A 24,659-nucleotide genomic window follows, 5' to 3' on the forward strand; every position below is an offset into this window, starting at 1 on the left:
CAATCAGCGCGCGTGGGTTCGATAGGATGCGTACCACTATGAAATCAAACTTTTACCACTCCATTCTGGCCGGCGTCGCCGCCTTTTCATTCTTCGGCGCAGGCCTCGCGCACGCCGATGTCGACACCAGCAAAAGCACTGTCGTCGCCACGACGAAGCAGATGAACGTGCCGGTGGACGGCAAATTCAAAAAATTCTCGGCGCAACTGAATTTCGATCCCGCCAAGCCGACCGCCGGCAGCGCCAATGTGTCGATCGACACCGGCAGCTACGACCTCGGTGCCGACGACTACAACAAGCAGGCCCAGGGCAAGGAATGGTTCGATAGCACGACCTATCCGGCCGCGACGTTCGTCTCGAGCGCGATTGCGCCGGCCGGCGGCAATCAGTACAAGATCACCGGCAAGCTCACCATCAAGGGCAAATCGCAGACCGTCGTGGTGCCGGTCACCATCGCCAGCCAGGGCAATACGCAGACATTCGACGGCGCATTGCCGATCAAGCGTTCGCAGTTCGACGTCGGGACGGGCGAATGGAAAGACACGTCGGTGGTCGCCGACGAAGTCGTCATCAAATTTCACATCGTTGCTTCGAAGAAGTAACGGAATACACCTAAGCGTCACAGCACTTTCTGAAACCTGGAGAATAAATTGAAGAAACAACTTTTGCTCGCCGCTGGCGCGCTGACCGCAGCCATGTCGTTCAACGCAATGGCCGCCGATACGTATCAGCTTGACCCGATGCACACCTACCCGAGCTTCGAAACCGACCACTTCGGCGGACTGTCGAACTGGCGCGGCAAGTTCAAGAAGAGCAGCGGCACCGTGGTGCTGGATCGCGCGGCGAAAACCGGCACGGTGGACGTGACGATCGATATGAGCTCGGTGGATATCGGTAACGACAAGCTCGACTCGGAACTGGTCACGGACAAGTTCTTCGACGCCGCCAAGTACCCGACCGCGACCTACAAGGGCACGCAGATCCGCTTCGACGGCGACAAGCCCGTGGAAGTGATCGGCACGCTGACCATGCATGGCGTGACCAAGCCGGCCAACCTGAAGATCGAATCGTTCAAGTGCATCATGAACCCGATGCTCAAGCGCGAAGTGTGCGGCACCGAATCGACCCTGACGTTCAATCGCGACGATTTCGGCGTCGACTTCGGCAAGACCTATGGCTTCAAGATGCTGACCACGCTGAATATTCAGGCTGAAGGCATCAAGCAGTAATAGCTGCTCCCCTGTAGCTTGCGGCAGGCGGCGGAATAACTCCCCGCCTGCCCGTTCGACGTCACGACGTGACCATTTACTGTCGCTCAACAGGCGGATAGGCGAACGTGAGCGAAAGATGCGGGGCCCGCGGCACGTAGAGACGCAACGCCAGATAGAACCCTGCAGACGGCGCCGGTAACCAGTTGCTACGCAGCGCGGGGTCCACAGGCTCCTTTGCAGAAATGGCGATGCGCAAACCTCCGTCGCTGTCATAGCGCAGTCCCTGCGTACGGTCACCAATCGAATAGCGCTGAAGCGGATTTTCGACGAGCATTCGCGTCGTCTTGTCGTACATCGTAATTGACCAGAACGCGTCAGTTTGCGGCAGCGCATCCGGCTGGAAGTGGAGCAGGTATTGCATGCGTCCGTCGAGCGGCGCGTCCGCGGCATCGCGATCGGCGATGATGTACATGGCTTCTTCGACCCCAAGCGCGCCAATATAGTTGAGCGCAACCTGCGCCCGTTCGCGATACCGGGTACCGAACGAATCTCTCACAGCGACAGGCAGTGCCCACCCGCCCCCCAGCGCGGACGGCAACGCCCCGCTCAATTCATCAAGCACTTCCGTCAGCGCCCTTTCGATCGCATCGTGTTGCTGATGACTCAACGCGTCCGCATCGAGACCCGGGCCGATGCCGCAGATGGCGAAGCACGCGAGATCGTCCGCGGCTTCAGCAGGCGGAGGGCATTCCGCCAGCGCATGATTGACCATGCGCACGAATAGCGTGGCGTCCCCTGGCCTGTCACCCGGTTGCATACCCGCATCGATCAGACTGGGCACCCTCGCGCCGGAACCCGGCAGTGGCCGCAATTTCAGACGATCCTGTAGTGCAACCACTTGCGCGACATCGTCCGCGCCATCCACCAGAATGCGTCCGATCAACCACGTACTGTCCGTCGGGCAGGCAATCGCCTGTACGCCGTCCGGCACCGTACCGTCCCAGTCGGGACCGTGCAGCAGAAATACCCCACCGTCGTTTCCGGTGGTCCGGGTGCCAACATAGGCAAACGGGTTGGTATAGAAATCCAGCAGGCCCAGCACGAAATAACGCCCCGGCATGGGTGGCGCATCCAGCAGCAACGGTCCATGAGCAAGATCGAGCCAGGTGCTCGAGTAAAGGGTGTCGTTATTCGGCGTGACCACTTCCCGATTCCGGGGACCCAGCGGCTCTCGCGTGTGGACCCATTGATTGGCCCATCGCCAGGTTGATTCCGGCGAGCCGCCGGCAAAGTGCCCCGCGCTGTCGCGCCGCGCCGAGGTCGCGGATCGCATGCGCGACATTTCGTAAAGCGGCAAGGTGAAGAGCACGGCTGCACGCGCGGCGGCGGCGAGGTCCTGATTTTCCGCCAGCGTGGCTTGAGCGTTGGTATCGAACGTAGACATAGGTTGGTTTCAGTTAGCAGTTCAGATTGCGGACAGCCGGAATCTCGTAGCGGTTTTCAAGGAACGCCGCGCGAGGCTGATAGAGTCGCAGGATCAGATAGAACCGCGCTGAGGGAGCGGGAAGCCAGTTCGCCTCAACGGCTGGCGCGTCGTGCTGGATGAGAATGCGCAGGCCGCCGTCCGCTTCGTAGCGCAGGCCCTCGGTTCGATCGCCAATCGCGTGGCGCGCGAGCGGATTCTCGACGAAGAAGCGATCCGCGCCGTAAAGCGAGATCGACCACAAGGCGTGCACCGGCGGCGGGCCACCCGGCGGGAAATACAACTCGTAGCGATGGCGCCCGTTCAGGTGCTCGCCCGCGCCATCGAAATCGGCTACGGCGTAGACGGCCTCAGTCGCGCTGAGCGCGCCGAGTCCCTTCATGGCCGTGCAGGCGCGCAGCAGATAGTCGCTGCCATAGCGGCCGAGCTTCAGGTTGTAGCCCCAACTGCGCCGCCCACGGCTTTCGGTGTGAGCGGCGATCAGCCGGTGAGCGTCCTCATAAGCGAGTTGCAAACCGCGTCGCACGAAGGGCGAAAGCATCTCAACATCGATCGGTTTGCCGGGGTACAGGTCGGCGCGTGCGAGGAGGCCGAACAAAGCCGTTTCGTCAGCGCGTGGTGGCACATCTTGAAGCGCATTGAACAGGTTCTGGAAAAAATCAAGCGCCGGCTCGGTGCTCGCGCGCCAGTCTCGCACGCAGGCGAATCCCACTGCGTCACGCCCGCTGAGAGCAAATCCTGACGCTGCCTGCTGAGCCTCAGGCAAGTCATCGTCTCCCTTGACAAGCACGCGCCCCAGCATCCACACGAGGGGCGTCGGGCAAGCGATCGGCTCTGCGTTCAGGCTCGCGGGTGCTGCCTCGCTCGCGCGATGCAGCACGTACCGTTTGCCGGAAGAGCCCGCGTTAAGCGGACTCAAATTGACGAAATTGTTGGTGAACGCATCAAGCAACTCGATGACGTAATACCGGTCCACGTCCACCGCGGGAATGTCCATCACGACCGGACCGTCAGTGAGATCGATCCACGCGTTCAGATAAAGAAAGTCGTTCGCTGGTGTAACGATGTCGCGATCCTGATGTGTCCAGCGGCGCATGCTTGCGTGGATCGAATTGAACGGCGCACGCAGGGGGCTCGTCGAGACGGGAGATGTATGCATTGCACACGTACGTATCACCTCGACAAGCGGATAACCATATATGGCAACCGGCGCCGCGGCCATCCTGACGAACGCCACCCTGGGGTCGTCGTCCTGCGTCGAAATTGCCTCGCGTGTCTCTATCGCATTGCTATTCATGAGTGTTCCGTACAAAAGTGGTCGGGATCGCGCCGATCTGCGCGCAGGTCGACGCCAGACCCGCAAAGCGGCGCCGGTCTCCGGCCGGGTCTACCAGGCACGCCGACGCGACGCCCGCGACCACGGCGAACCCGCCGGCCAGTGCGATGCCCAAGCGATAGCCCGTTAAGGCGTCGCCAGCCACGTCGATGATCTGGCCCATGACAGCCGGCGTAATGAGTCCCGCCAGGGTGGTCACGCAGATATTGATGCCGAGCACGCCCCCGCGCTGACGGGCGGGCACCACCTCGCCCGCCAACGCGACACCCGTCGTGAAGGCAAACGACGCGAGCGAGAAACCGACCGTCACGGCGGCGATCAGCGCCGCACCAGGCGGCAATACCGGCATCAGAAGGAGTGCGCTGCCCGACACCACGACGGCCGCCGCACCCAGCGTGCCCCGCGCATGACGGCTGGCGATGCCGCGCTTCATCAAGCGTTGCGACCACCAGCCGAGCAGCGGCGCCATGACCATCTGGCCGAACGCGGGCAATACAACAATCCATCCCACTTGCATCAGCGAATAGCCCGCTACTCTGACCAGATAACTTGGCAGCCAGATCGTCGAGAGCGCGAGCACGACGTACGCCGCAAATCCGGACAGATTGCAGCCAAGGCATGTGCGCGATAGCAGCAATACGCGTAGCGGTATCTTTTCCTCCAGCGATGCGGCCTGCGCGACCAGGGCGCCGGGCGCACGATCGCCGGCCGATTCGAGCGGTCCTTCACGGCCGATAGCGAGCCAGACGATGCTCCAGACGAGACCCACCACCGCGAGGGTCAGGAAGGCCGCGCGCCAGCCAAAATTCAGAATGATTGCGGTAATGACGGGCGCGATGAACCCGGCCCCGAACGCCGCGCCGATCGTCAGCAGCGCGGTCGGCAAGGTCCGCTCCGCGTCCGGAAACCATTTGTAGAGCGAGTGAATCGCGACTGGATAAGCGGGACCTTCGCTCGCGCCGAGCAGTATTCGCGACATCACAAGCGTGGTGGGCACCGCGGCGAGGAGCAGCGGCGCCTGCGACACGGACCAGACGACGGCCATGGCCAGCAACAGCCAGCGGGTTTTCACGCGGTCCGACAACAGCCCGACCAGCAGAGACGAAAGCGAAAACAGCAGGAAAAAGCTGGCGGCGATGCGCCCGAACTGGGTATGCGTCAGGCCGAGTTCGCGCATGATCGGCTCGGCTGCAAGCCCCATCAGCGCCTTATCGGCAAAGTTGATCGCAAGGAAAAAAAACAGGCCGGTCACCACGATCCACCGGTGACGGATGTCGTGCGTCGAGAGTTGCATCATGTCTCCAGTCGCGGCTATCCGGGACGTCGCCCTCAAGCTGAAGGCGGCCTCGTTGCCGCGTCGAAGACATTGAACGATGCCTTGATCAATAAGACAATTGCATAGTTTTCATCGAATTAATGTGTTTTCAACATTTATTCGACTGGGTGCCGCGTTCACGCAGGTTTCACCGCCGCCACACGCTTGATGGCCATGATCGCCTGCTCGGCTGCCGGCGAAAGCGTACGTCCAGCCAGATGGACGATTGCGAACTGCAGCCACAGATGCGACCGGGATGGCACCGACAGCGCGACCAGACCGGCCGAGCGCTCCCGTTCCCAACCCGACTGCTCGGTGAGCAGCAGCAGCGCATCCGTCTTGCGGGCGTACTCACGCAGCACGTTGACGTCGTTGCAGGTCAGGTGAAACTCCATTTCCTGTGTGGGCGGAAAACGCAACCACTTGCGCAGCGACTCGCGCATCGCCTCCGGCAGCGGAACCGATACGACGGGATAACCTGAGAGTTGCTGTACCTCGATCGGATCGTGCTGGGTCAGTGGGTGACCCTCGCGAACAAACCAGGCCGCTCGATGCCTCGGCAATGCAATGACCTCGAGCTTGCTGCTCGACGGCACGCCGCGAATGTCGACGATCAGAAAATCCAGTTGCTCCGCGTGTAACAACTCCAGCAGATTCTTCCAGTTGTCGACGGCGGCGTTGATGCGCAGATTCGGATGGCTTTGGGCGAGTTCGTCCAGTGCAGCGGGCAACAGCATCGCAGCCGGATAAGGCCCGGAGCCAAAGTTCACCGAACCGAGATCGTGGCTTTTCAGCAAATCCACGTCGCGCAACAGGCAGCGTGCTTCGAACAGGACCTTCCGCGCGCGCTGCACGACCGTCTGGCCGGCGGGCGTGATGCGTACTTCGCGGGTGCTGCGGTCAAACAGCACCATGTCCAGATGCTCTTCGATGGTCTGAATACTTCTGCTCAGCGCCGGCTGACTCAGATGGACGCGCACGGCGGCTCGCGCAAAGCTGCCCTCTTCTGCGAGCGCAACGACGTGTTCGAGTTGGCGAAGATTCATGGGATCGGGAGGAATAGTTGGATTTCGGCCGCGCTCGTTCAGGTGCGGCGTGACGATGCATCGGAGTGTCACATAGTTCGGCTCGGCGGCAGACCCCGTTCTTCGCAACACGCCCCGTTTTCGAGGCTTAAACCGAGGCTCAAACAGGCTCGCCGCCCAGACAACCTCTTGTTATAATTCTCTCATCAACGCGAACAAAACATAACGCGCCTCCACACTGCGCTCCACACCACGCGACAGGACCTCCATGCTGAAACCCGACCGCCTCCGCGCCCTCGCCGATGCGCTGGCCAAGCAGAACGTGATGCGCCTGCGCGACGCCGCCAGCCTGCTAGACGTATCGGAGATGACTGTCCGGCGCGATATCGCAGGCAGTCCGGAACGATTCACGTATCTCGGCGGCTACATCGTCAGCGCGACCGACGTACCCAATAACGCCGGCTATTCACTCGAAGAAGAGAAGGATCATTTCGCGCAGGCCAAGGCGGAAGCCTCCGCGATTGCGGCGAAACTCGTCGTCGACCACGAAACGATCTTCATCGATTGCGGTACGACGCTCACCACGCTTGCGCGCCTGATTCCGCTCGAACGTCATGTCACCGTGGTCTGCTATTCGCTGAATGTGGCGGAGATTCTGCGGCGCAAGCCGAATGTACGGATGATTCTGCTGGGCGGCGTCTATGTACCTTCTTCGGATTCGTTTGCGGGCGAAGAGAGTCTGGAGATGCTGCGCCGCATGGGCATCAACAAGGCGTTCATTTCCGCAGGCGGTGTGGATAACGCGCGCGGCGTGACGTGCTGGAACTTTCACGAAGTCGCGCTCAAGCAGGCGGCCATGGCAAGTGCCGTCGAACGGCATCTGGTCGTGGACCAGAGCAAGTTCGGCGTCGTCAAGGCGGTGCGCTTCTCGCAAATCGACGACTTCGATTCCATCATCACCGAGAAAGGCCAGGAGCATCGCAAGCGCAAATGAATGCGCTAGCGGCGCGCCGTCGCGTCACGGTGCCGGTGAGCGACCGACGTGACTGGCTTTCAGTCTTCAGCTTTTGCGCTGCAATGCAAACAGCGTCCCGGCGATCAGAATGAACGCGCCGATGATCACCTTCTGCCAGGTGCTCGGCACACCAACCAGAATCAGCACACTGTTGATCAACGTGACCAGCACCACGCCGAGCAACGTGCCGGCCACCGTACCCGTTCCCCCCGTAATGCGCGCGCCGCCCAGGATCACCGCGGCGATCACATCGAGTTCCGAGCCGACCAGATCGAACGGATTCGCGAGCCGGTTGTTCGATACATGCAGAATGCCCGCTATGCCGGCGAGCATGCCGGTATAGCCGAACACGAACAGATGGATCGCACGCAGGTTATAGCCGAGCCGCTCGGCAATCGCGAGGCTGCCACCCATTGCATAGACACCGCGTCCCATCATGGTCCGGTTCAACAGCCACCACGTGACACCGGCGGCCGCCACCAGCGCCAGCACCGAAACAGGCAGCACCGCGCGCAGGCCTTCGCTGGTGTGATAGAAAAACAGCGGAATCCGGCCGAAGTGATCCATGCTGTGCGGAATGTTCATGAAGAACGTCGTGCCGATAAACGTCAACAGCAGGCCGCGATACAGATACTGCGTGCCGATCGTGACGATCAGCGAAGGCGCTTTCAACCGATGCACCAGCAGGCCGTTGATGAGACCCAGCAGCACGCCGCCCAGCGCGCCGGTGATCAGGATCAACGCGAACGGCGCGTCCGGCCACCAGGCAAACACCGCCTTGGTTATGCCGTACATCGTCAACGCGGCGATCGCCGTGAACGAAACGTCGATGCCGCCGGACGCCAGCACAACAAGCGTGCCCAGCGCGAAAAGCGACATCGTGGTGGCCGAATGCAGCAGATCGAATAGCGTCGCCAGTTGAAAGAAGCGCGGATTGATCGCGCCGACAATCAGGCATGTCGCCGCGATCAACGCGACGGTGAACCATTCGGGGTTGCGCGAGAGCCTGGCCCACAAGGTAGGCGGCTTGACCTCGGGTGCGACTTCGACAACGGTCGGGGTGGTCATGGTCTGGTTCATGCGCGAAGGGATCCGCGAGTTCATGGGTATCGGCGTCCTTTATGCAGCTTCCGAAAGCAGCGCGTGATACAGGTCGGCTTCGCTCAACGTGTCGGCCTGATACTCGTTGGCCACACGCCCCTTCTTCATCATCAGGATGCGATCGCAGTTCTGCAGCAACTCGGGCAGATCGTCGCTGATCAGAATGATGCCGATGCCGCTTTGCGACAGGCGCTGCATGATGCGGTAGATGATGTCTTTCGATCCAACGTCGACACCGACCGTCGGTCCATGCAGAATCAGCACGCGCGGATCGATGGCGAGCCAGCGGCCGATCAGCACGCGCTGCTGGTTGCCGCCCGAGAGCGATTGCACGGGTTTGTCGACACCGGGCGTCGCGATCTGCAAGTCTTTCACCGTCTGTTCCGCGAGCGCCTGCGCGCGCGTGCGATCGATCTGGCCAAAGCGATCCCGCAAGCTGGAGATCATTGCCGTGATCACGTTGTCGCGGATCGACTTGTCGAGAAACAGCCCTTCGTTCAGGCGGTCTTCGGGCACATAGCCAATGCGATGATGTTTCGCGTCCGAGGGCGTGCGCAATGCAATCGCCTTGCCGTCGAGCAACACCTGCCCCGATTGCGCCGCCGCAACACCCGCGAGTGCGCGCGCGAGTTCGTTGCGCCCCGAATCGAGCAAACCAGTGACGCCGAGAATTTCACCTCGATGCAGCGCAAACGACACGTCACTGAACTGGCCCGCACGCGTGAAGCCGCGCACGTCGAGTACGACATCCTGGCCCAACGTGCCTTCACGATAGCGCTCGTTCGTCAGATGGCGTCCTGTCATCAGTTCGCTGATCTGCGCTTTGGTGAATTGCGCGATCGGTCCCTGCGCCATCTTCTGGCCATCGCGCAGCACGATGACTTCGCCGCCGATCGCATAACACTCATCGAGCTTGTGGCTCACGAACAGCACCGTCACGCCCTGCGAGCGCAGGTTCGCGAGCACGGCGATCAGATTGTCGACTTCTTTCTGCGTGAGCGACGTGGTGGGCTCATCCATGATGACGAACTTTGCCTCGCTGGCAATCGCGCGAGCAATGGCAACGAGCTGACGCGTGGCGAGCGGCAATTGCTCGATCAAGGTCGCCTGAAACTCGGCGTCGCCGGGCAGGCCGACCGATTCCAGCGCGCGCGCTGCCGTGCGCGCGAGCGCGCGCCGGTCGAACGTCCGCGCAAGCCGGCCTTCGCGCGTGGCCAGCTCGGCGGTAAGCGCGACGTTTTCCGCCACGTTCATGTTGGGCAGCAGAGAGAGATCCTGATAGACAGTTTCGATTCCTGCGGCCAGCGATTCCAGTGCGGACAGCCGTGCATGCCGAACGCCTTCGATCACGAGTTCGCCTTCGTCGGGCGGCTGCGCGCCGGAGATGATCTTGATCAGCGTGCTCTTGCCGCAGCCGTTCTCGCCGAGCAGGTGATAGATCTGACCACGCTCGAACGACAGGCTCACGCCGCGCAATGCATGCACGCCGGTGAAACGCTTGTGCACGCCGACCACCTGCAGAAACGGCTGCGAGGTGTCGGACTGCGGCTGCGAAGACGATACGTCTTGATTCATGATGGCGAGTCGCAAGTTAAGGCGTGCCCACACGGGCACGCCTTGAAGGAAGCCCCCCGAGGGGGACGCCGTGACACATGAAGCAAAAAAACTCGATCAGAACGGATACTGCTTGTAGTTCGACTTGTCGACGTTCACCCAGCCCTGACCGCGCACGATGATTCCTTTGCCCGGCCCCTTGGCGACGGTGACTTTGGTGTAACCCGGAATGCCGAGATCGGCGCCGTTCTCGACCGTCTTGCCGTCGATCAGCATCTGCGCGACCTTATTCATCGCGATGCCCGCGAGCTTCGGATCCCAGAACGCAATGCCGTTGATCGCGCCGCTCTCGAGGAACTTGCCGGCTTCCGTCGGCAGGCCCGTACCGTAGACACAGATCTTGCCCTGCATGCCGGCTTCTTCCACCGCGCGGCCGATGCCGATCACGTCGAGCGAGGACGAACCCTGGAAGCCCTTCAGATCCGGATGCTTGCGCAGCACTTCTTTCGCAACTTCATAGGCGCGCTCGCCGTCATTATTGGTTTCGAGTTTCGGTTCGACCAGATCCATCTTCGGATACTTGGCCTTGGCGTTGTCGATCCCACCGTCGGCCCATTGCACCTGCGAGCGGCTGCCCAGCGAACCAACCAGTGCCACCCACTTGCCGTCGTCGTGCATGCACGAGGCGAGACGTTCGTTCAAGCCGGCGCCGTAGGCCGTGTTGTCGAATGCTTCGATGTCGACCATCGTGTTCTTCGCGTTGTCGGCCTCGTGGGTCACCACCTTGATGCCGCGATCCATCGCCTTCTTCAGCGCCGGTTCGAGCGTCGGCGGATCGTAGGGCACCACGGCAATCGCGGTGACCTTCTTCGCGATCAGGTCTTCGATGATCTTCAGTTGCTGTGCCGCATCCGCGCGGCCCGGACCGGTCTGATACGCGTTCACGCCCGGGTTGTCCTTTGCGAACTGCTTGACGCCGTCGTCCATCCGGTTGAACCAGTTGATGCCGGTCACCTTGACGACCGTGACGATCGTCTCGTTGATTGCAGCCTGTGCAGCGGCGATCACGCCCACGGTAAGAGCGCCTGCTGCAAGCGCGGCACCCAGTCGAGTCAATTTCATGCGATGTCTCCTTTATCGTTCGATGTAGTCCGATGTCGCCCCACTTCACCATCACGGACAGTCAGGGCTCGTTGTCCGCCGCGTACTGAAACCTGGGTTGTGCCTTTTAAGTCTGTTCGGCACGCTAACGTTTTGGCGCCGTGCCGGAGCTTGCTGCACTAGCACTCCCACCGCCACCACCGCCGCCAAAACCGAAGATCGCCCTCACCCGCTCGCCGCCTGCAAACGCGAGCGACAGCAACAACAGAAATCCCCACGCGCAATCGCCGAAGAACTGCGACACGCCCAGCAGATTGAACAGACTCGAGAGGAACTGCAGCACCGTTGCGGCAAAGAACACGCAGATGATGCGGCCGTGACCGCCGGCGGGATTCACGCCGCCCATCACCGCGATCAGAATGGCGATCAGCAGATAGGAGTTGCCGTAGTCCCATTTCGCGCTGGACGTATGGGTCGCGCTGATCAGACCCGCGAGCGACGCAAGCACGCCGCACATCGCATAGGTCGTGATCAGCATCCGCGCGCGCGGAATGCCCGCATAGAACGCCGCTTTGGGGTTGGTGCCCATCAGATAGAGACGCAGGCCGAACGGGCTGCGTCTGAGCAACCAGCCGAGCACGATCACGGCCGCGATAAAGATGCAGAATGCGATCGGTACCTGAAACACGGTACCGTTGCCGATATTCGACAAGGGGTCGACATAGTCGACATGCACCGAGGCGCCGTTGCTGAGCACCACAGCAAAGCCCGTGAACAGCAACTGCGTGCCGAGCGTGCAGAGAATCGGCGTGAGCCGCAGGCGCGCGATCACCACGCCGTTCAGGAGGCCGCCGAGCAGTCCCATCGCCACGACGAGCGCGCAGAAGAGCGACGTGTAGAGCACCGGCGAATCGTCGCCGTTGACGAAGCGCGGCACGACGAGCGCGGCAACCATCCCGGACAGGTTCGCGAGCCCGACGCCTGACAGGTCGATCCCGCCGTTGCCCGACACCATCGACAACATGATGCCCAGCGCCAACAAGCCGAGTTCGGGCAACTGCCCGCCCATCGACTGCAGGTTGTCGATGTCGACGAATTGCCCGTGCGAAAGCCACGTCGCGACCAGCACGACGAGTACATTGACGATCAGCAGAAAATTCAGTTGCCGGTCGCCGAACATTTTTCCAGCGGTGAACGAGGACTTCATGGTCAGCACGATCTCCTTCAGTCTTCGCGAACGGTCAGGACAATGGCGAGGCGGCCTCGGCCGGCTGGCTCAACACGCGGTTCACTTCGTCGAGCGTCGGCATGGAAGGCGCCGTGCCCGGACGCGTGACAGAAATGCCCGCGAGCGCGCAGCCGAAACGCAGCGCCGCGACAGCGTCGTCGCCACGTGCGAGGGCCGCCGCGAAACCGCCCGTGAAGCCGTCGCCGGCGCCGGCGGTCTCCACCACGCGGCCGCAGTGATAGGCCGGCACGAGTATCGATTGGCTTGCCGAATGCAGCAGCGCCCCGCCTTCCCCCAGCGTGACGATCACCGCGCCGACACCTTTGGCGAGCAGCACGTCGGCGGCACGGCGCGCGTCGTCGGCATTCGCGATCGGCACGCCGGTGAGCGCGGTGGCCTCGGTTTCGTTCGGGGTGATGTAGTCGCACAACGGAAAGATGTCGTCGTCGAGCGGCAAGGCGGGCGCCGGATTGAACACGGTAATGACGTCGTGCCGGCGCGCCACTTCGAGCCCACGGCGCGCAGCCGCGAGCGGCTGTTCGAGCTGCGTGACGAATACGCGCGCGGCGGCGATGTCGGCTTCGATCGCGTCGACGTCGGCTGCCTCCATCGTGCCGGCCGCGCCGGAGGCGACGATGATCGCGTTCATGCCGGTGTTGTCGTCGACGAAGATATGCGCGGCGCCCGTGGACACGCCCTCGACCACCGAGGCGCGTGCCGTGATGCCTTCAGTGGCCCACGTGGCACGCGCAATCTCACCAAACGCGTCGTTGCCGATGCGAGTGCAGAACACCACCTCGGCGCCCGCGCGCGCCGCCGCCACCGCCTGATTCGAGCCTTTGCCGCCCGGCCCCATCGCGAACGCCGTGCCGGCAATCGTCTCGCCGATCAGCGGCATACGCCCGGCGCGAAACGTCAGGTCGGTGACGTAGATGCCGAGAATGACGACACGCCCGTTTCGTTGCAAAGACGTGTTCATTCGCGTTCCCCTTGAGGCGCGTTGATCGTGAAGCGTGCGTGCGGGGCATGCGTTGCGAGCAGCACCGCGGTGTTCAATTGCAGATCCAGATGCTTCAGCACGTTGTCTCCTCCATTTTCTGGTTGGCGTGCATGGTGTTCAGGCGTAAGCGCCGACTTTCAATCAGTCTCCGTACGGTATCCAGATGTTCTTCACCTGCACGGCCTGACGCAGAAACGGCCGGCCTTCGCTCGAACGGTCGAACCAGTCGAACTGGCGACCGTGATCGACGAACGTACGCTTCAGATTACCGACCGACTCGCGCTCGACCAGCGTCGAATCCGCCGCGTTGCCGAAACACCAGACGGCATCGACGTCGTCATGTTTGGCGAGCGCCGGCAGCAACGCGCCACGTTCACCCGTGACGATGTTCAGCACACCCGCCGGCACATCCGAAGTTTCGGCTACCTGATAAAAATCGGTCACCGTGAGCGGACACGCCGCGCTCGGCAACACCACCACACGATTGCCCATGGCCAGCGCGGGTGCCGCCAGCGAGACGAAACCGAGCAACGGCGCTTCGTCAGGGCAGGCAATGCCGATCACGCCAAGCGGCTCATGCATCGCCAGCGCTACACCGCGCAACGGCGGCGTATGCACGGCGCCGTCGAACTTGTCGGCCCACGCCGCGTAAGTGAAGAGACGCGCTACCGCCGCCTCGACTTCCGCATGCGCCGCCGCTTCCGTCGCGCCGTTTCTGATCACGAGTTGCCGCGCGAACTCGTCAGTACGAATGGCGAGGTTCTCCGCGAGATAGAACAGGACCTGAGCACGATTATGCGTACTCGCCTGCGACCACTTCTGCGCCGCGCGCGCTGCTTCGACCGCGTTGCGAATGTCCTTGCGGTTGCCCTCGCCCACTTCACCGACCAGCGTCCCATCCGGTGCGTGAACCGGCAGCGAATAGCCGCTGTCCGGTCGCACCTGCTTGCCGCCGATAAAGAGCTTCGCGGTGCGATCGATCAGCGTGATGTTCGACAACGGATCGCGCTCGCCTGTGCCTCCACTCTGTTCAACACGCACAGGCTGGCGGACAGCAAGATTGAGCCACGCACGCGGTTTCAGATATTCGTAGATGCCCTCACGGCCGCCTTCGCGACCATAGCCCGACTCGCGGTATCCACCAAATCCGACCGCCGCATCGAACAGATTGGTCGCATTGATCCATACGACACCGCACGCGAGGCGCGGCGCGATATCAAGTGCGCGGCCAATGGTTTCGCTCCACACGCTCGCGGCGAGTCCGTAGCGCGAATTGTTGGCGAGCGCGATCGCCTCATCCGGCGTGCGAAAACTCATCGCGACCAGCACCGGTCCGAAGATTTCTTCCTGCGCGAGAGTGGAAGCCGGCGCCACACCGGTGACGAGCGTGGGCGGATAGAAGCAGCCGCCGGCGGGCATCGTCGTGTCGGGCGACTGCCACACCGCACAGCCTTCGCGCCGCCCGGTTTCCACCAGCGACTCGATGCGTTCGAGCTGTACCGGATCGACGATCGCACCGATATCGATACTTTTATCGAGCGACGTGCCGACGCGCAGCGTTTCCATACGGCGCTTCAGCTTCGCGATGAAGCGCGCTTCGATCCCCTCCTGCACGAGCAGTCGCGAGCCCGCACAGCAGACCTGCCCCTGGTTGAACCAGATCGCGTCGACCACACCTTCGACGGCGCCGTCGAGATCCGCATCGTCGAACACGATAAAGGGCGACTTGCCACCAAGTTCGAGCGTCAGCGATTTGCCCGTGCCGGCCGTAGCCGCGCGAATCAGGCGCCCGACTTCCGTCGAACCCGTGAAAGCGATCTTGTCCACCCGCGGATGTTCGACGAGCGCGGCACCGGTGCGACCATCACCTGTGACGACGTTCAGCACGCCTGCCGGCAAGCCCGCTCGATGAGCGAGTTCGGCGAACAGCAACGCCGTGAGCGGCGTGTATTCGGCCGGCTTCAACACGACGCAGTTACCCGTTGCGATCGCCGGTGCGATCTTCCACGCGAGCATCAGCAGCGGAAAATTCCACGGCACGATCTGCCCGACGACGCCGAGCGGCGCGTAATCGGCGAATTCGCTCTCCTGCAACTGCGCCCAACCCGCGTGATGCAGGAAGTGCCGCGCGACCAGCGGCACGTCGATATCGCGTGTCTCGCGAATCGGCTTGCCGTTGTCGAGCGCTTCGAGCACGGCAAAGAGGCGACTATGACGCTGGACCATGCGCGCGAGCGCATACAGATGCCGCGCCCGTCCGGCGCCGCCGAGCGCGAGCCAGCCAGGCTGCGCGGCGTGCGCGGCGGCCACCGCCGCGTCGATGTCGGCCGCATCGCCCTGGGCGATCTCGGCGAGCCGCCCGCCCGTGGCAGGTGCATGCGAGACGAAGTGCTCGCCGGCAGCGGGCGCATACCACGCCCCGCCGATGAAATGCCCGAAGCTCGCCTCATGCTGCGCGAGCCAGGCGCGCGCGGGCTGATCGTCCTCGGGTGCGGGACCGTACTCCATCGATGAAAAATACTCGGCTACGCTCATGGGATCGGTCTTCTGTTCAGGCTACAGGGTGACGGTTGAAAGCGGAGTAACGACCGCTCACGTGATGTTCGAGCTGGCGTTCGATATCGGCCAGCAGGCTCGAGGCGCCGATACGGAACAGTTCCGGCTCGAGCCACGGGCGGCCGAGTTCTTCCTTCATGAGGATCTGATAGGACAGCACCGACTTCGCGCTCGACACGCCGCCCGCCGGTTTGAAGCCGATCGGCACGCCAGTGCGCTCCTGGTATTCGCGGATCATGCGCACCATCACCAGCGAGACATCCAGCGTGGCGTTGACGCCTTCCTTGCCGGTCGACGTCTTGATGAAGTCGGCGCCGGCCATCATGCAGACCATCGAGGCGCGCGCCACGTTAGAGAGCGTGCGGATGTCGCCGGTCGCCAGAATCGTCTTCAGGTGCGCCGGGCCGCAGGCCGCGCGGAAGTCGCGCACTTCGTCGTACAGCGCCTGCCAGTTGCCGGTCAGCACATATTCACGCGTGACAACGATGTCGATTTCCTGCGCCCCATCCGCGACCGAAGCCTCGATCTCTTTCAGCTTCAATGGATGCGGAATCAGCCCGGCGGGAAATCCTGTCGACACCGCCGCGACCGGAATGCCGCTGCCCTGCAGCGCGTCCACCGCCGCCGCGACGAAACGGTGATAGACGCAGACCGCGCCCGTCGTGATGCCTTGCGGCGCGATGCCGAGCGCTTCGAGCAGATCGGCCCGCACGGGTTGACGCGCCTTCGCACACAAGCGGCGCACGCGGCCCTCGGTGTCGTCGCCGTTGAGCGTGGTGAGGTCGATGCAGGTGACGGCTTTCAGCAGCCAGGCGGCCTGCGCATCTTTCTTGACGGTACGGCGCGTGGCAAGCGTTGCCGTACGCCGTTCGACCGCCGACTGGTTGACGCGCAAGCCGTCCAGCCAGGACGCGTCGAACGGCATGCCCGGGTTGCGCGCCGGGTGAATGAGCGGACCGCCGCGCAGCGCGACGACCGAAGAAGAAAGCACAGGGGCTTCAGGCATAAGACATCCGAAAATTTGATGCGGCGCACAACGGCCGCCGACAATTTGTTCCCACTTATGCTACAACGATTGATAGAATCATAACAAGCTTTCCGATTCAATCATCACATAAGCAGGCATCTAAGCCCTGTCAGCACCGCCAATGTTATTGACGCACCATATTCATGATGCGAAGATCACATCTCGGCTTTGGCCGATAGCACCATACAAAGAAAAGAATGTCGTCGTCTTGACGAAGGAGACATGCCAGATGAGTGAGCCGGTTGCGGTCGCGGCCGCGTCATCGCCTCAGGTTCCATTGATCCGTGTTGCGGGCGTCACCAAGCGATTTGGCGGCGTGCAGGCGCTGCGCGGTGTCAGCCTTGATGTGTTGCCCGGCGAAGTGCACGCTCTGCTCGGCGAAAACGGCGCGGGCAAATCCACGCTGATCAAGATCCTCAGCGGCGTTCACACCTACGACGACGGCGTCATCGAGATCGATGGCCAGAAAGTGGCGTTCGAGTCGCCGGCGCGATCGCGTGAGGCGGGTGTTGCCGTGGTCTACCAGGATCTGAGCCTCGTCGAATCGCTGTCGGTCGGCGCCAATCTGATGCTGGGGCGCGAGCCTCGCACACGTCTCGGCTTTGTGAAAAACCGCCAGCTCATGGCAACGGTCAGCGAATTTCTCCGCTCGCACGGCATCCCGCTCGACCCGCGCACCGCCGTTGGCGCATTGCCGTTCGCATACCGGCAAATGACTGAGATCTGCAAAGCGCTGATGGGCGACGTGCGGGTTCTGATCCTCGACGAACCCACGTCGGCCCTGACGGGCGGCGAAGAGCAGATTCTGTTCGACGCGATTCGCGCGGTCACGAACCGCGGCGTGGGCGTGATCTACGTGACGCATCGGTTAAATGAGGTGTTTCGGATTTCGCAGCGCGTCACCGTGTTCCGCGATGGCGCCAATGCCGGCACATTCTCGACGGCGGAAACCGATATGAAAGAGCTGGTCGCGGCGATCGTCGGTCCCGGTCATGCCGCGTTGCAGGCGCGGGAGAGGACGGCTGTCGGCGCTACCGGCGATGAATCCGCTGTTGGACCGCAAACATCGGCCACGCCCAATGCCCCCACTGTCCCCGTTCTCAAGTTGTCGAACGTGAGCAATGACAGGCTTCACGACGTCGACCTCACGGTTCGTCCTGGCGAGATCCACGGGCTCGCGGGATTGATCGGCAGCGGGCGCACGGAAATTCTGCAAACCATCTTTGGCATTCGCAGAATCGAGGCGGGCGCCATCGAGATCGGCGGTCAGTCGCGCTCGCGTATCACGCCTGCAGAAGTCATCCAGCTCGGCGTAGCGCTCGTGCCGGAGGATCGTCATCTCGAAGGGCTCGTCCTCGATCATTCGATCGAACGCAACCTGACCTTGCCGCGATTGCCGCAATTTTCTCGCTGGGGATGGCTGCGCAGCCAGGCGGCCGTCAACCAGGCGAAGCGCTCGATGAAAGAGCTGGCCGTCAAGGCCCCCGGCTCCTCGACCGCGGTCAAGTTTTTATCCGGCGGCAACCAGCAGAAAGTGGTCTTTGCCAAGTGGAACCATCCGCGCCCCACGCTTCTTTTACTCGACGAACCGACTGTCGGCGTCGACGTCGGTGCACGCGAGGAGATCTACGGCGTGGTCCATGACGCCGCGCGAGCGGGCACCGCCGTGCTCGTCGTGTCCTCGGACCTCGATGAACTGTTGCGCCTGTGCGGCCGGATTTCGATCGTCGCGGACGGCGCTATCGTCAAGACCGTCGAGCGCGCCGAACTCGCCAACGCCGAAGCGCTTCATCACCTGATTCAATTGTCCCGTTCTTCCATCGAGTCCCCCGAGGGGACTTCCTTCGAGCACGCAATATGAACGACTCTGTCTCGCCGCTGACGGCTAAACGGCAGGCATCGCCACCGCAGAAGAGCCGTATGCGGCGCCTCGCGCAACTCCTCCTGCAAGGCGACCGGCCCTATGCGCTCTACGGCGCGTTCGCTATCCTGCTGGTGGTGTTCAGCTTCGCCTCGCCGTGGTTTCTCTCCATCGACAACTTCCTGAATATCGGCCGGCAGACCGCACTCGTGTCGATCGTCGCGATCGGCATGACCTTCGTGATCATTGCGCGGCAGATCGATCTGTCGGTGGGCTCGACCTTGGCGCTCTCGGGCATGTCCGCGGCGCTCGCCATGGCGCATGTCGGCGACAGCTGGATCATCGGCGCGATTGCCGGCATCGGCACCGGTGCGATCGTCGGCGCGATCAACGGCGTCGTGACCACGCGGCTGAACATTCCCTCATTCCTCGTGACGCTCGGCACCTTGAGCGCGGCACGCGGACTCGCCCTGATGGTGACGACAACGCGGCCCGAGATCATCACTAACGACTCATTCATCTCGATCTTCGGCGAGGGCGACATTGCCGGTGTGCCGGTGCCGATCATCTGGACTGTGCTGACCGTGATCGCCGGCATCCTGCTGCTGCATTACAGCGTGTTCGGCCGGCAGATTTATGCGGCCGGCGGCAATCCGACTGCGGCGCTCTACTCCGGCATCAACACGCGACGCGTGACCACCCTCGCCTTCATTCTCACCGGCGCGCTGGCCGGGCTCGCCGCGCTCGTGCTCGCCGCGCGCTCGCATGCGGCGCGGCCCGATGTCGTGCAAGGGCTGGAGCTCGATGTGATTGCTTCCGTGACGCTCGGCGGTTGCAGCCTGTTCGGTGGGCGCGGCTTCGTACTTGGCACGCTGCTCGGCAGCCTCATCATCGGCACGCTCAATAACGGGCTGGTCCTGCTGGGCGTCAGTTCATCGCTGCAACTGGTGATCAAGGGCGCCATCATCGTCGCGGCTGTGGCCTTTACCAGGAAGTGATTCAGGAAGTGACCCAGGAAGTAACCAGGGAAATAAGGAAAGCACGTCGATCACGCGAGATGTCACGTGCCCGCGTTGTTCGTGAATGGCAGGAGACGTAACACAAACATGAAGACCAACGGAGAAGAATCATGAAACATCGTCGTGGCTCAGGAAGTGTTCTACCCACTCTCATGGCGGCGGCGGCCGTCGTGGCGCTGGCGTCGTCGGGCGCCTACGCGCAATGCGTGACCAGCCTGCCGGCCGGTTCGATCGGACCGAAGACGATTGTCGGACAAGGGCCGAACGGCGAAAAAGCGGCCTCGGTGGATGCCGTGAAGCTGAGCGACGCCGACATCGCCAAAATCAAGGCAGGCAAGTTCAAGGTCGGCATTTCGATGCAGACCATGAATCTCGACTGGTCGCAACTGCAGGTGCAAGGCATCACAGACACCCTCAAAAAATACGGCGTGGAAGTGATCGGCACGGCTTCGGCGGAATACCAGGTCGACAAGCAGATCGCGGATATCGAGAACACTATCCAGCGTCACCCGGACGGCATCATCTCCATTCCGGTCGACGGGACGGCCACGGCCGCCACCTACAAGAAAGTGTCCGAGGCCGGGATCAAACTCGTGTTCATGGACAACGTCCCGACCGGGCTGAAGCATCCTGAACAATACGCGTCGATGATTTCCGCCGACAGCGAAGGCAACGGCCAGATCGCGGCGAAAGTGCTCGCTTCGTGCGTCCCGCAGGGTGCCACGATCGGGCTGGTGAATTTCGGCGTGGATTACTTCAGCACGACGGAACGCACCAAGGCCGTCAACGACTGGATCAAGAAGAATCGTCCGGACATCAAGGTCAAACAGGTCGCGTTTACGGACCCGTCGAAAGTGGGCCAGATCGCTGGCGATTTCCTCACCGGGAATCCGGACGTCAAGGGGCTGTTCGCCGTCTGGGATCAACCGGCGCTCGACACGCTGACTTCAATGCGCGCGCAAGGCGTGACCATTCCCGTCACGACGGTCGACCTGGGCCTTCAGTCCGCTATCGAGATCGCCAAGGGCGGACCGCTCAAGGCAACCGGCTCGCAACGCCCGTATGATCAAGGCGTGGCCGAAGCTACGGCGATGATGAAGGCGCTGATCGGCCAGACGCCGCCGGCGTGGATCGGCGTACAGTCTCTGCCGGTGGTTCAGTCGAACGTGCTCGAGTCGTATAAGACGGTGTTCAAGAAAGACCCGCCGCCCCAGCTTGCGGACGCATGCAAGAAAGCCAAGCCGGCTTGCGGGTGATGCTTGCGGGTAACACCAGGCATGGGTGATCCGGGCGCCATTCCAGCGCCCGGATGAGCTTGGCCGCGTGTGAGGGGTTATGAGGCCCTCAGGCGCGACACCAGGCCCGGCGGAGCAAGGTACTATTACGGTTTGAAGTCCGCCGTGCCGCGCGCCGATTGTGCGAATGCGGACACCCGGCGCAGCAAGCCGCCATACGACAGGGCAGCACGGGAAGCGCATCGACTGTTATGCTCGCTGCCCGCACCGTCACCCGTTTCCGCCATCCATGAGTACTGCAAGCCGCCACATCGCGCACCTGGACATGGACGCGTTCTACGCGTCCGTTGAACTCTTGCGCTATCCGCAACTGCGCGGCAAGGCGGTGGTGATCGGCGGCGGCCGCAATGCTGTGCCGCAAACGCTTGAAGACGGCAGCCTTCGCTTTGCGAAGCTGCGCGATTATGCCGGCCGCGGCGTGGTGACCACCTCCACCTATGAAGCCCGCGCGCTCGGTGTGTTCTCCGCGATGGGCATGATGAAAGCCGCCGCGCTCGCGCCGGACGCGATTCTGCTGCCCACCGATTTCGAGTCGTATCGCCACTACTCGCGCCTGTTCAAAGCAGCGGTCGCCGCATTCACGGACCGGATCGAAGACCGCGGCATCGATGAAATCTATATCGACCTCACCGAATTGCCGGGCGAGCCACGCGAGATCGCCGCGCGCATCAAGCAGGCCGTCAATCAGGCGACCGGCCTTACCTGCTCCATTTGCGTGGCGCCGAACAAGCTGCTGGCGAAGATCGGTTCCGAACTCGATAAACCCGACGGCCTCACGATCCTCACGCCTGCGGATGTGCCGTTGCGCGTCTGGCCGTTACCGGTGCGCAAGGTCAACGGGATCGGCCCGAAGGCCGCGGAAAAACTCACCGCGCTCGGCCTCGCCACGGTCGGCGATCTGGCGGCAGCGGACGCGGGCTTGTTGCAGGATCACTTCGGGCGCAGCTATTCGGCGTGGCTCATGCAGGTCGCACAAGGCTACGACGAACGGCCGGTCGTGGTCGAATCGGAACCCAAGTCGATGAGCCGCGAGACGACCTTCGAACGTGATCTGCATCCACGTCATGATCGGCCGGCCCTATCCAGTTCGTTTACCAGCTTGTGCGTGCGGGTCGCGGAAGATCTGGTGAGGAAGGGCTATGTGGGCCGCACCGTGGGCATCAAGCTGCGCTACGACGACTTCCGCACGGTCACACGCGACCTGACGCTCGACGAACCAACCGCCGACGCCACCGAGATCCGGCGCGCCGCAACCGAATGTCTGAGACGGGTGGAATTGAACCGCAAGCTGCGGCTGCTAGGCGTGCGCGTGAGCGCATTGACGCCGGCCAACGCGCAACCGGCGAAGCGGCGCGTACCGGTTCAGGCCGACTTGCCCTTTACCAGCGACGATTAACCCGCGGCTTCCGCCGGGACACCCGCCTTCGTGCGCGCCGCCGGTAAGCTGGCTTCCACACTCGACGCCGCAATCGAAAAGGCAAACGTGTTGACGCCGTTCGCGCTTTCCACCGACACCGTGCCGCGATGCATCTCAGCAATCGCCTTCACGATCGCAAGACCCAGTCCGTGGTTTTCGCGGCTATTGGTGCGAGACACTTCCGCGCGATAGAACCGGTCGAACAGATGTTCGAGCACGGCTGGCTCGATGAGCTCTCCCGGGTTGGCCACCGCTACGCGCAACTGATCCGCTACATTCGAGATCGTCACCGTAATCGCCGCGCCAGGCGCGCAGTGCTGGATCGCGTTCATCAGCAGATTCGTGCAGGCGCGGCCGAACAGCGAGCGGTTCACACGCGCCACCGCGTCGCCGCTCAGTTGCGCATGCACGCGCGCTTCTTCCAGCGGAATCTCCAGAAACTCCAGCGTATGCGCAACTTCCCCGGCCAGCGACACCTCGACGAGGCCCGTCGCGCGTTCGCCCTGGTCGGCCCGAGCGAGGAACAGCATGTCGTTGATGATCGTGCGCATACGTTCGAACTCTTCGAGATTCGATTGCAGCGTATGGCGCAAATCGTCGACCGAACGGTTGCGTGTCAACGCCACTTCGGTCTGGCCGATCAGAATCGTCACCGGTGTACGCAGTTCATGGGCGACGTCCGCGTTGAACGATTCGAGGCGGCCGTATGCGCCGTCCAGACGTTCGAGCGCGCCGTTGAACGAGTTGGCCAGATCGCTCAATTCGAGCGGCAGCGAGGCCGTATTCAGACGCTGTGAGCGGTTATTCGGGCTCACAGCGGATGCGTCTCGCGTCAGACGCGTCAACGGAGCGAGCCCGAGTCGCGTCACCGAGTAACTCAGCAACAGCACAGCGAGACTACCCAACGCGGACAGCGCGGCGAGCGCCGCCCCGAACACGCGCATGGTGCGGGTATTCGGCGAACAACTGGCGGCGACCTGCAATTGCACTGGCGGGCGAGCCCCGTAAGCCGGTATCGTCACCGTGATGGTCAGCATGTCCGCGCCGCCGCCGATCGGCGAAACCCTCGTGTAGCCACCCGGCCAGTTCGACACCACGGGTCCTTCGATGGGCTTGCCATAGTGGAAATACGGATCGGTGCTCGACACCGCATACACGGTGCTGCCGTCGTGCGGCATCATGTCCGTGAGCTTTTCGCGCGCCATGCGCCACTTCTCCGGCGTCACCGCGTGATAGACGATGATGCGCGCGATCTCGGTGCGATCGTCGAGCGATTCGCGCAAATGGTGTTCGAGTTGCGTGCGCAGCACCAGAAACAGCCCGGTGCCGACCAGCGTGAACACCAGTAGCGCCACGAGTGCGAACATCAACGCAAGGCGGCGCGCGATTGAACGGTTCATGATTGCTCTGCCTCTTCACGCACTTCGAGCACGTAGCCCATGCCGCGCACGGTGTGCAGCAGCTTCGAGGGAAACGGGCCGTCGAGCTTGGCGCGCAATCGTTTGATCGCGGTTTCGACCACGTTCGTATGGCTGTCGAAGTTGACATCCCACACGAGTTCAGTAATGGCGGTCTTCGAGAGGATGTCGCCTTGCCGGCGCGCCAGCACGCTCAGCAACTGGAATTCCTTGGCGGTCAGATCAAGCCGTACGCCGTCGCGGGTGGCGCGCCGGCCGATCAGATCGACGAACAGATCGCCGACGGAAATCAGCGTCGACTCCTGCGAACGCGTGCGGCGCGCCAGCGCATGCAGCCGCTCGACCAGTTCGAGGAAGGAAAAGGGTTTGGTGAGGTAGTCGTCGGCGCCTTCGCGCAAGCCCCGCACACGGTCGTTCACGTGATCGCGGGCGGTCAGCATGATGACCGGCGTCGACTTGCGCATGCGCAGCGCCTTCAGCACGCTGAAGCCGTCGCGTTTAGGCAGCATGACGTCGAGGACGATCACGTCGTAATCGAATTCGGTGGCCAGATGCATGCCTTCCTCGCCATCGAGCGCGACGTCGACGACCCAGCCCTGCTCTGTCAAACCGGAGCGCAGGTAGTCCACCACCTTATGCTCGTCTTCAACGATCAGCAATTTCATGCGCGTCCCCTTGTATCTGCATTATACGAAAC

At 62.6% G+C, this 24,659-nt stretch carries 20 protein-coding genes; 7 read left to right on the forward strand and 13 right to left on the reverse strand.

Annotated features, from left to right (window positions below; all coding sequences use genetic code 11):
• Positions 1–38: 38 nt before the first annotated feature.
• Together FSO04_RS12610 and FSO04_RS12615 are read left to right on the forward strand one after the other, a co-directional pair.
• Entirely contained in the window at positions 39–602 is a 564-nt protein-coding gene (locus FSO04_RS12610; protein ID WP_154559999.1) for a YceI family protein, read from the forward strand.
• A 48-nt stretch (positions 603–650) separates the two neighbouring features.
• Positions 651–1,229, forward strand: coding sequence for a YceI family protein (locus tag FSO04_RS12615; RefSeq protein ID WP_154560000.1), 579 nt, complete (start codon positions 651–653; stop codon positions 1,227–1,229).
• Positions 1,230–1,305: 76 nt separating this feature from the next.
• Here FSO04_RS12615 and FSO04_RS12620 read toward each other — a convergent pair whose 3' ends face one another.
• The 4 genes from FSO04_RS12620 to FSO04_RS12635 all read right to left on the reverse strand — a co-directional run bounded on the left by FSO04_RS12620 (position 1,306) and on the right by FSO04_RS12635 (position 6,391).
• Positions 1,306–2,655: a DUF1254 domain-containing protein gene (locus FSO04_RS12620; RefSeq protein WP_154560001.1), complete on the reverse strand. Its 1,350-nt coding sequence runs from the start codon at positions 2,653–2,655 to the stop codon at positions 1,306–1,308.
• 13 nt (positions 2,656–2,668) lie between these two features.
• Positions 2,669–3,991 (reverse strand): DUF1254 domain-containing protein, encoded by a 1,323-nt coding sequence (locus tag FSO04_RS12625; RefSeq protein WP_154560002.1) that lies wholly within the window; start codon positions 3,989–3,991, stop codon positions 2,669–2,671.
• On the reverse strand, positions 3,984–5,327 hold the full coding sequence (locus FSO04_RS12630; protein ID WP_154560003.1) for an MFS transporter: 1,344 nt from the start codon (positions 5,325–5,327) through the stop codon (positions 3,984–3,986). Before FSO04_RS12630 ends, FSO04_RS12625 begins: the two co-directional genes overlap by 8 nt.
• Positions 5,328–5,482: 155 nt before the next feature.
• Complete coding sequence (locus FSO04_RS12635; RefSeq protein WP_154560004.1) at positions 5,483–6,391, reverse strand: LysR family transcriptional regulator; 909 nt, start codon at positions 6,389–6,391, stop codon at positions 5,483–5,485.
• A gap of 247 nt (positions 6,392–6,638) precedes the next feature.
• Here FSO04_RS12635 and FSO04_RS12640 point away from each other — a divergent pair, with 247 nt between their 5' ends.
• Positions 6,639–7,364: a DeoR/GlpR family DNA-binding transcription regulator gene (locus FSO04_RS12640; protein ID WP_154560005.1), complete on the forward strand. Its 726-nt coding sequence runs from the start codon at positions 6,639–6,641 to the stop codon at positions 7,362–7,364.
• Positions 7,365–7,430: 66 nt separating this feature from the next.
• Here the strand turns inward: FSO04_RS12640 and FSO04_RS12645 are convergent, their stop codons facing one another.
• The 7 genes from FSO04_RS12645 to deoC all read right to left on the reverse strand — a co-directional run bounded on the left by FSO04_RS12645 (position 7,431) and on the right by deoC (position 16,931).
• Positions 7,431–8,489 carry an ABC transporter permease gene (locus FSO04_RS12645; RefSeq protein ID WP_154560006.1) on the reverse strand — a complete coding sequence of 353 codons (1,059 nt, stop codon included), beginning with the start codon at positions 8,487–8,489 and terminating at the stop codon, positions 7,431–7,433.
• Positions 8,490–8,504: 15 nt separating this feature from the next.
• Entirely contained in the window at positions 8,505–10,061 is a 1,557-nt protein-coding gene (locus tag FSO04_RS12650; RefSeq protein WP_154560007.1) for a sugar ABC transporter ATP-binding protein, read from the reverse strand.
• Between the two features lie 96 nt (positions 10,062–10,157).
• Positions 10,158–11,162 carry an autoinducer 2 ABC transporter substrate-binding protein gene (locus FSO04_RS12655; RefSeq protein ID WP_154560008.1) on the reverse strand — a complete coding sequence of 335 codons (1,005 nt, stop codon included), beginning with the start codon at positions 11,160–11,162 and terminating at the stop codon, positions 10,158–10,160.
• A 124-nt stretch (positions 11,163–11,286) separates the two neighbouring features.
• Positions 11,287–12,348: an ABC transporter permease gene (locus tag FSO04_RS12660; protein ID WP_154560009.1), complete on the reverse strand. Its 1,062-nt coding sequence runs from the start codon at positions 12,346–12,348 to the stop codon at positions 11,287–11,289.
• A gap of 34 nt (positions 12,349–12,382) precedes the next feature.
• Positions 12,383–13,348 (reverse strand): ribokinase, encoded by a 966-nt coding sequence (gene rbsK, locus FSO04_RS12665; protein ID WP_154560010.1) that lies wholly within the window; start codon positions 13,346–13,348, stop codon positions 12,383–12,385.
• A 162-nt stretch (positions 13,349–13,510) separates the two neighbouring features.
• A complete protein-coding gene (locus tag FSO04_RS12670; RefSeq protein WP_154560011.1) occupies positions 13,511–15,904 on the reverse strand; it encodes an aldehyde dehydrogenase family protein in 2,394 nt (797 codons plus the stop codon).
• Positions 15,905–15,920: 16 nt separating this feature from the next.
• Positions 15,921–16,931 (reverse strand): deoxyribose-phosphate aldolase, encoded by a 1,011-nt coding sequence (deoC, locus tag FSO04_RS12675; RefSeq protein ID WP_154560012.1) that lies wholly within the window; start codon positions 16,929–16,931, stop codon positions 15,921–15,923.
• Between the two features lie 250 nt (positions 16,932–17,181).
• Between deoC and FSO04_RS12680 the strand changes: the two genes are divergently transcribed.
• The 4 genes from FSO04_RS12680 to dinB all read left to right on the forward strand — a co-directional run bounded on the left by FSO04_RS12680 (position 17,182) and on the right by dinB (position 22,523).
• The gene (locus FSO04_RS12680; protein WP_154560013.1) at positions 17,182–18,813 is read left to right on the forward strand and encodes a sugar ABC transporter ATP-binding protein; all 1,632 of its coding nucleotides are present in this window, start codon (positions 17,182–17,184) and stop codon (positions 18,811–18,813) included.
• On the forward strand, positions 18,810–19,811 hold the full coding sequence (locus FSO04_RS12685; RefSeq protein ID WP_154560014.1) for an ABC transporter permease: 1,002 nt from the start codon (positions 18,810–18,812) through the stop codon (positions 19,809–19,811). Before FSO04_RS12680 ends, FSO04_RS12685 begins: the two co-directional genes overlap by 4 nt.
• A gap of 131 nt (positions 19,812–19,942) precedes the next feature.
• Positions 19,943–21,088 carry a substrate-binding domain-containing protein gene (locus tag FSO04_RS12690; protein ID WP_154560015.1) on the forward strand — a complete coding sequence of 382 codons (1,146 nt, stop codon included), beginning with the start codon at positions 19,943–19,945 and terminating at the stop codon, positions 21,086–21,088.
• A 268-nt stretch (positions 21,089–21,356) separates the two neighbouring features.
• Complete coding sequence (gene dinB / locus FSO04_RS12695; RefSeq protein ID WP_154560016.1) at positions 21,357–22,523, forward strand: DNA polymerase IV; 1,167 nt, start codon at positions 21,357–21,359, stop codon at positions 22,521–22,523.
• On the opposite strand, the gene FSO04_RS12700 is transcribed toward dinB, so the two are convergent.
• Positions 22,520–23,944, reverse strand: coding sequence for a heavy metal sensor histidine kinase (locus FSO04_RS12700; protein WP_154560017.1), 1,425 nt, complete (start codon positions 23,942–23,944; stop codon positions 22,520–22,522). The genes dinB and FSO04_RS12700 overlap by 4 nt on opposite strands.
• Positions 23,941–24,627, reverse strand: a complete 687-nt coding sequence (locus FSO04_RS12705) for a heavy metal response regulator transcription factor (protein WP_007176723.1) — start codon at positions 24,625–24,627, stop codon at positions 23,941–23,943. Before FSO04_RS12705 ends, FSO04_RS12700 begins: the two co-directional genes overlap by 4 nt.
• Positions 24,628–24,659 lie beyond the last annotated feature (32 nt).

Source organism: Paraburkholderia madseniana (genome assembly GCF_009690905.1).
In the GTDB taxonomy this organism is placed as follows: Bacteria; Pseudomonadota; Gammaproteobacteria; order Burkholderiales; family Burkholderiaceae; genus Paraburkholderia; species Paraburkholderia madseniana.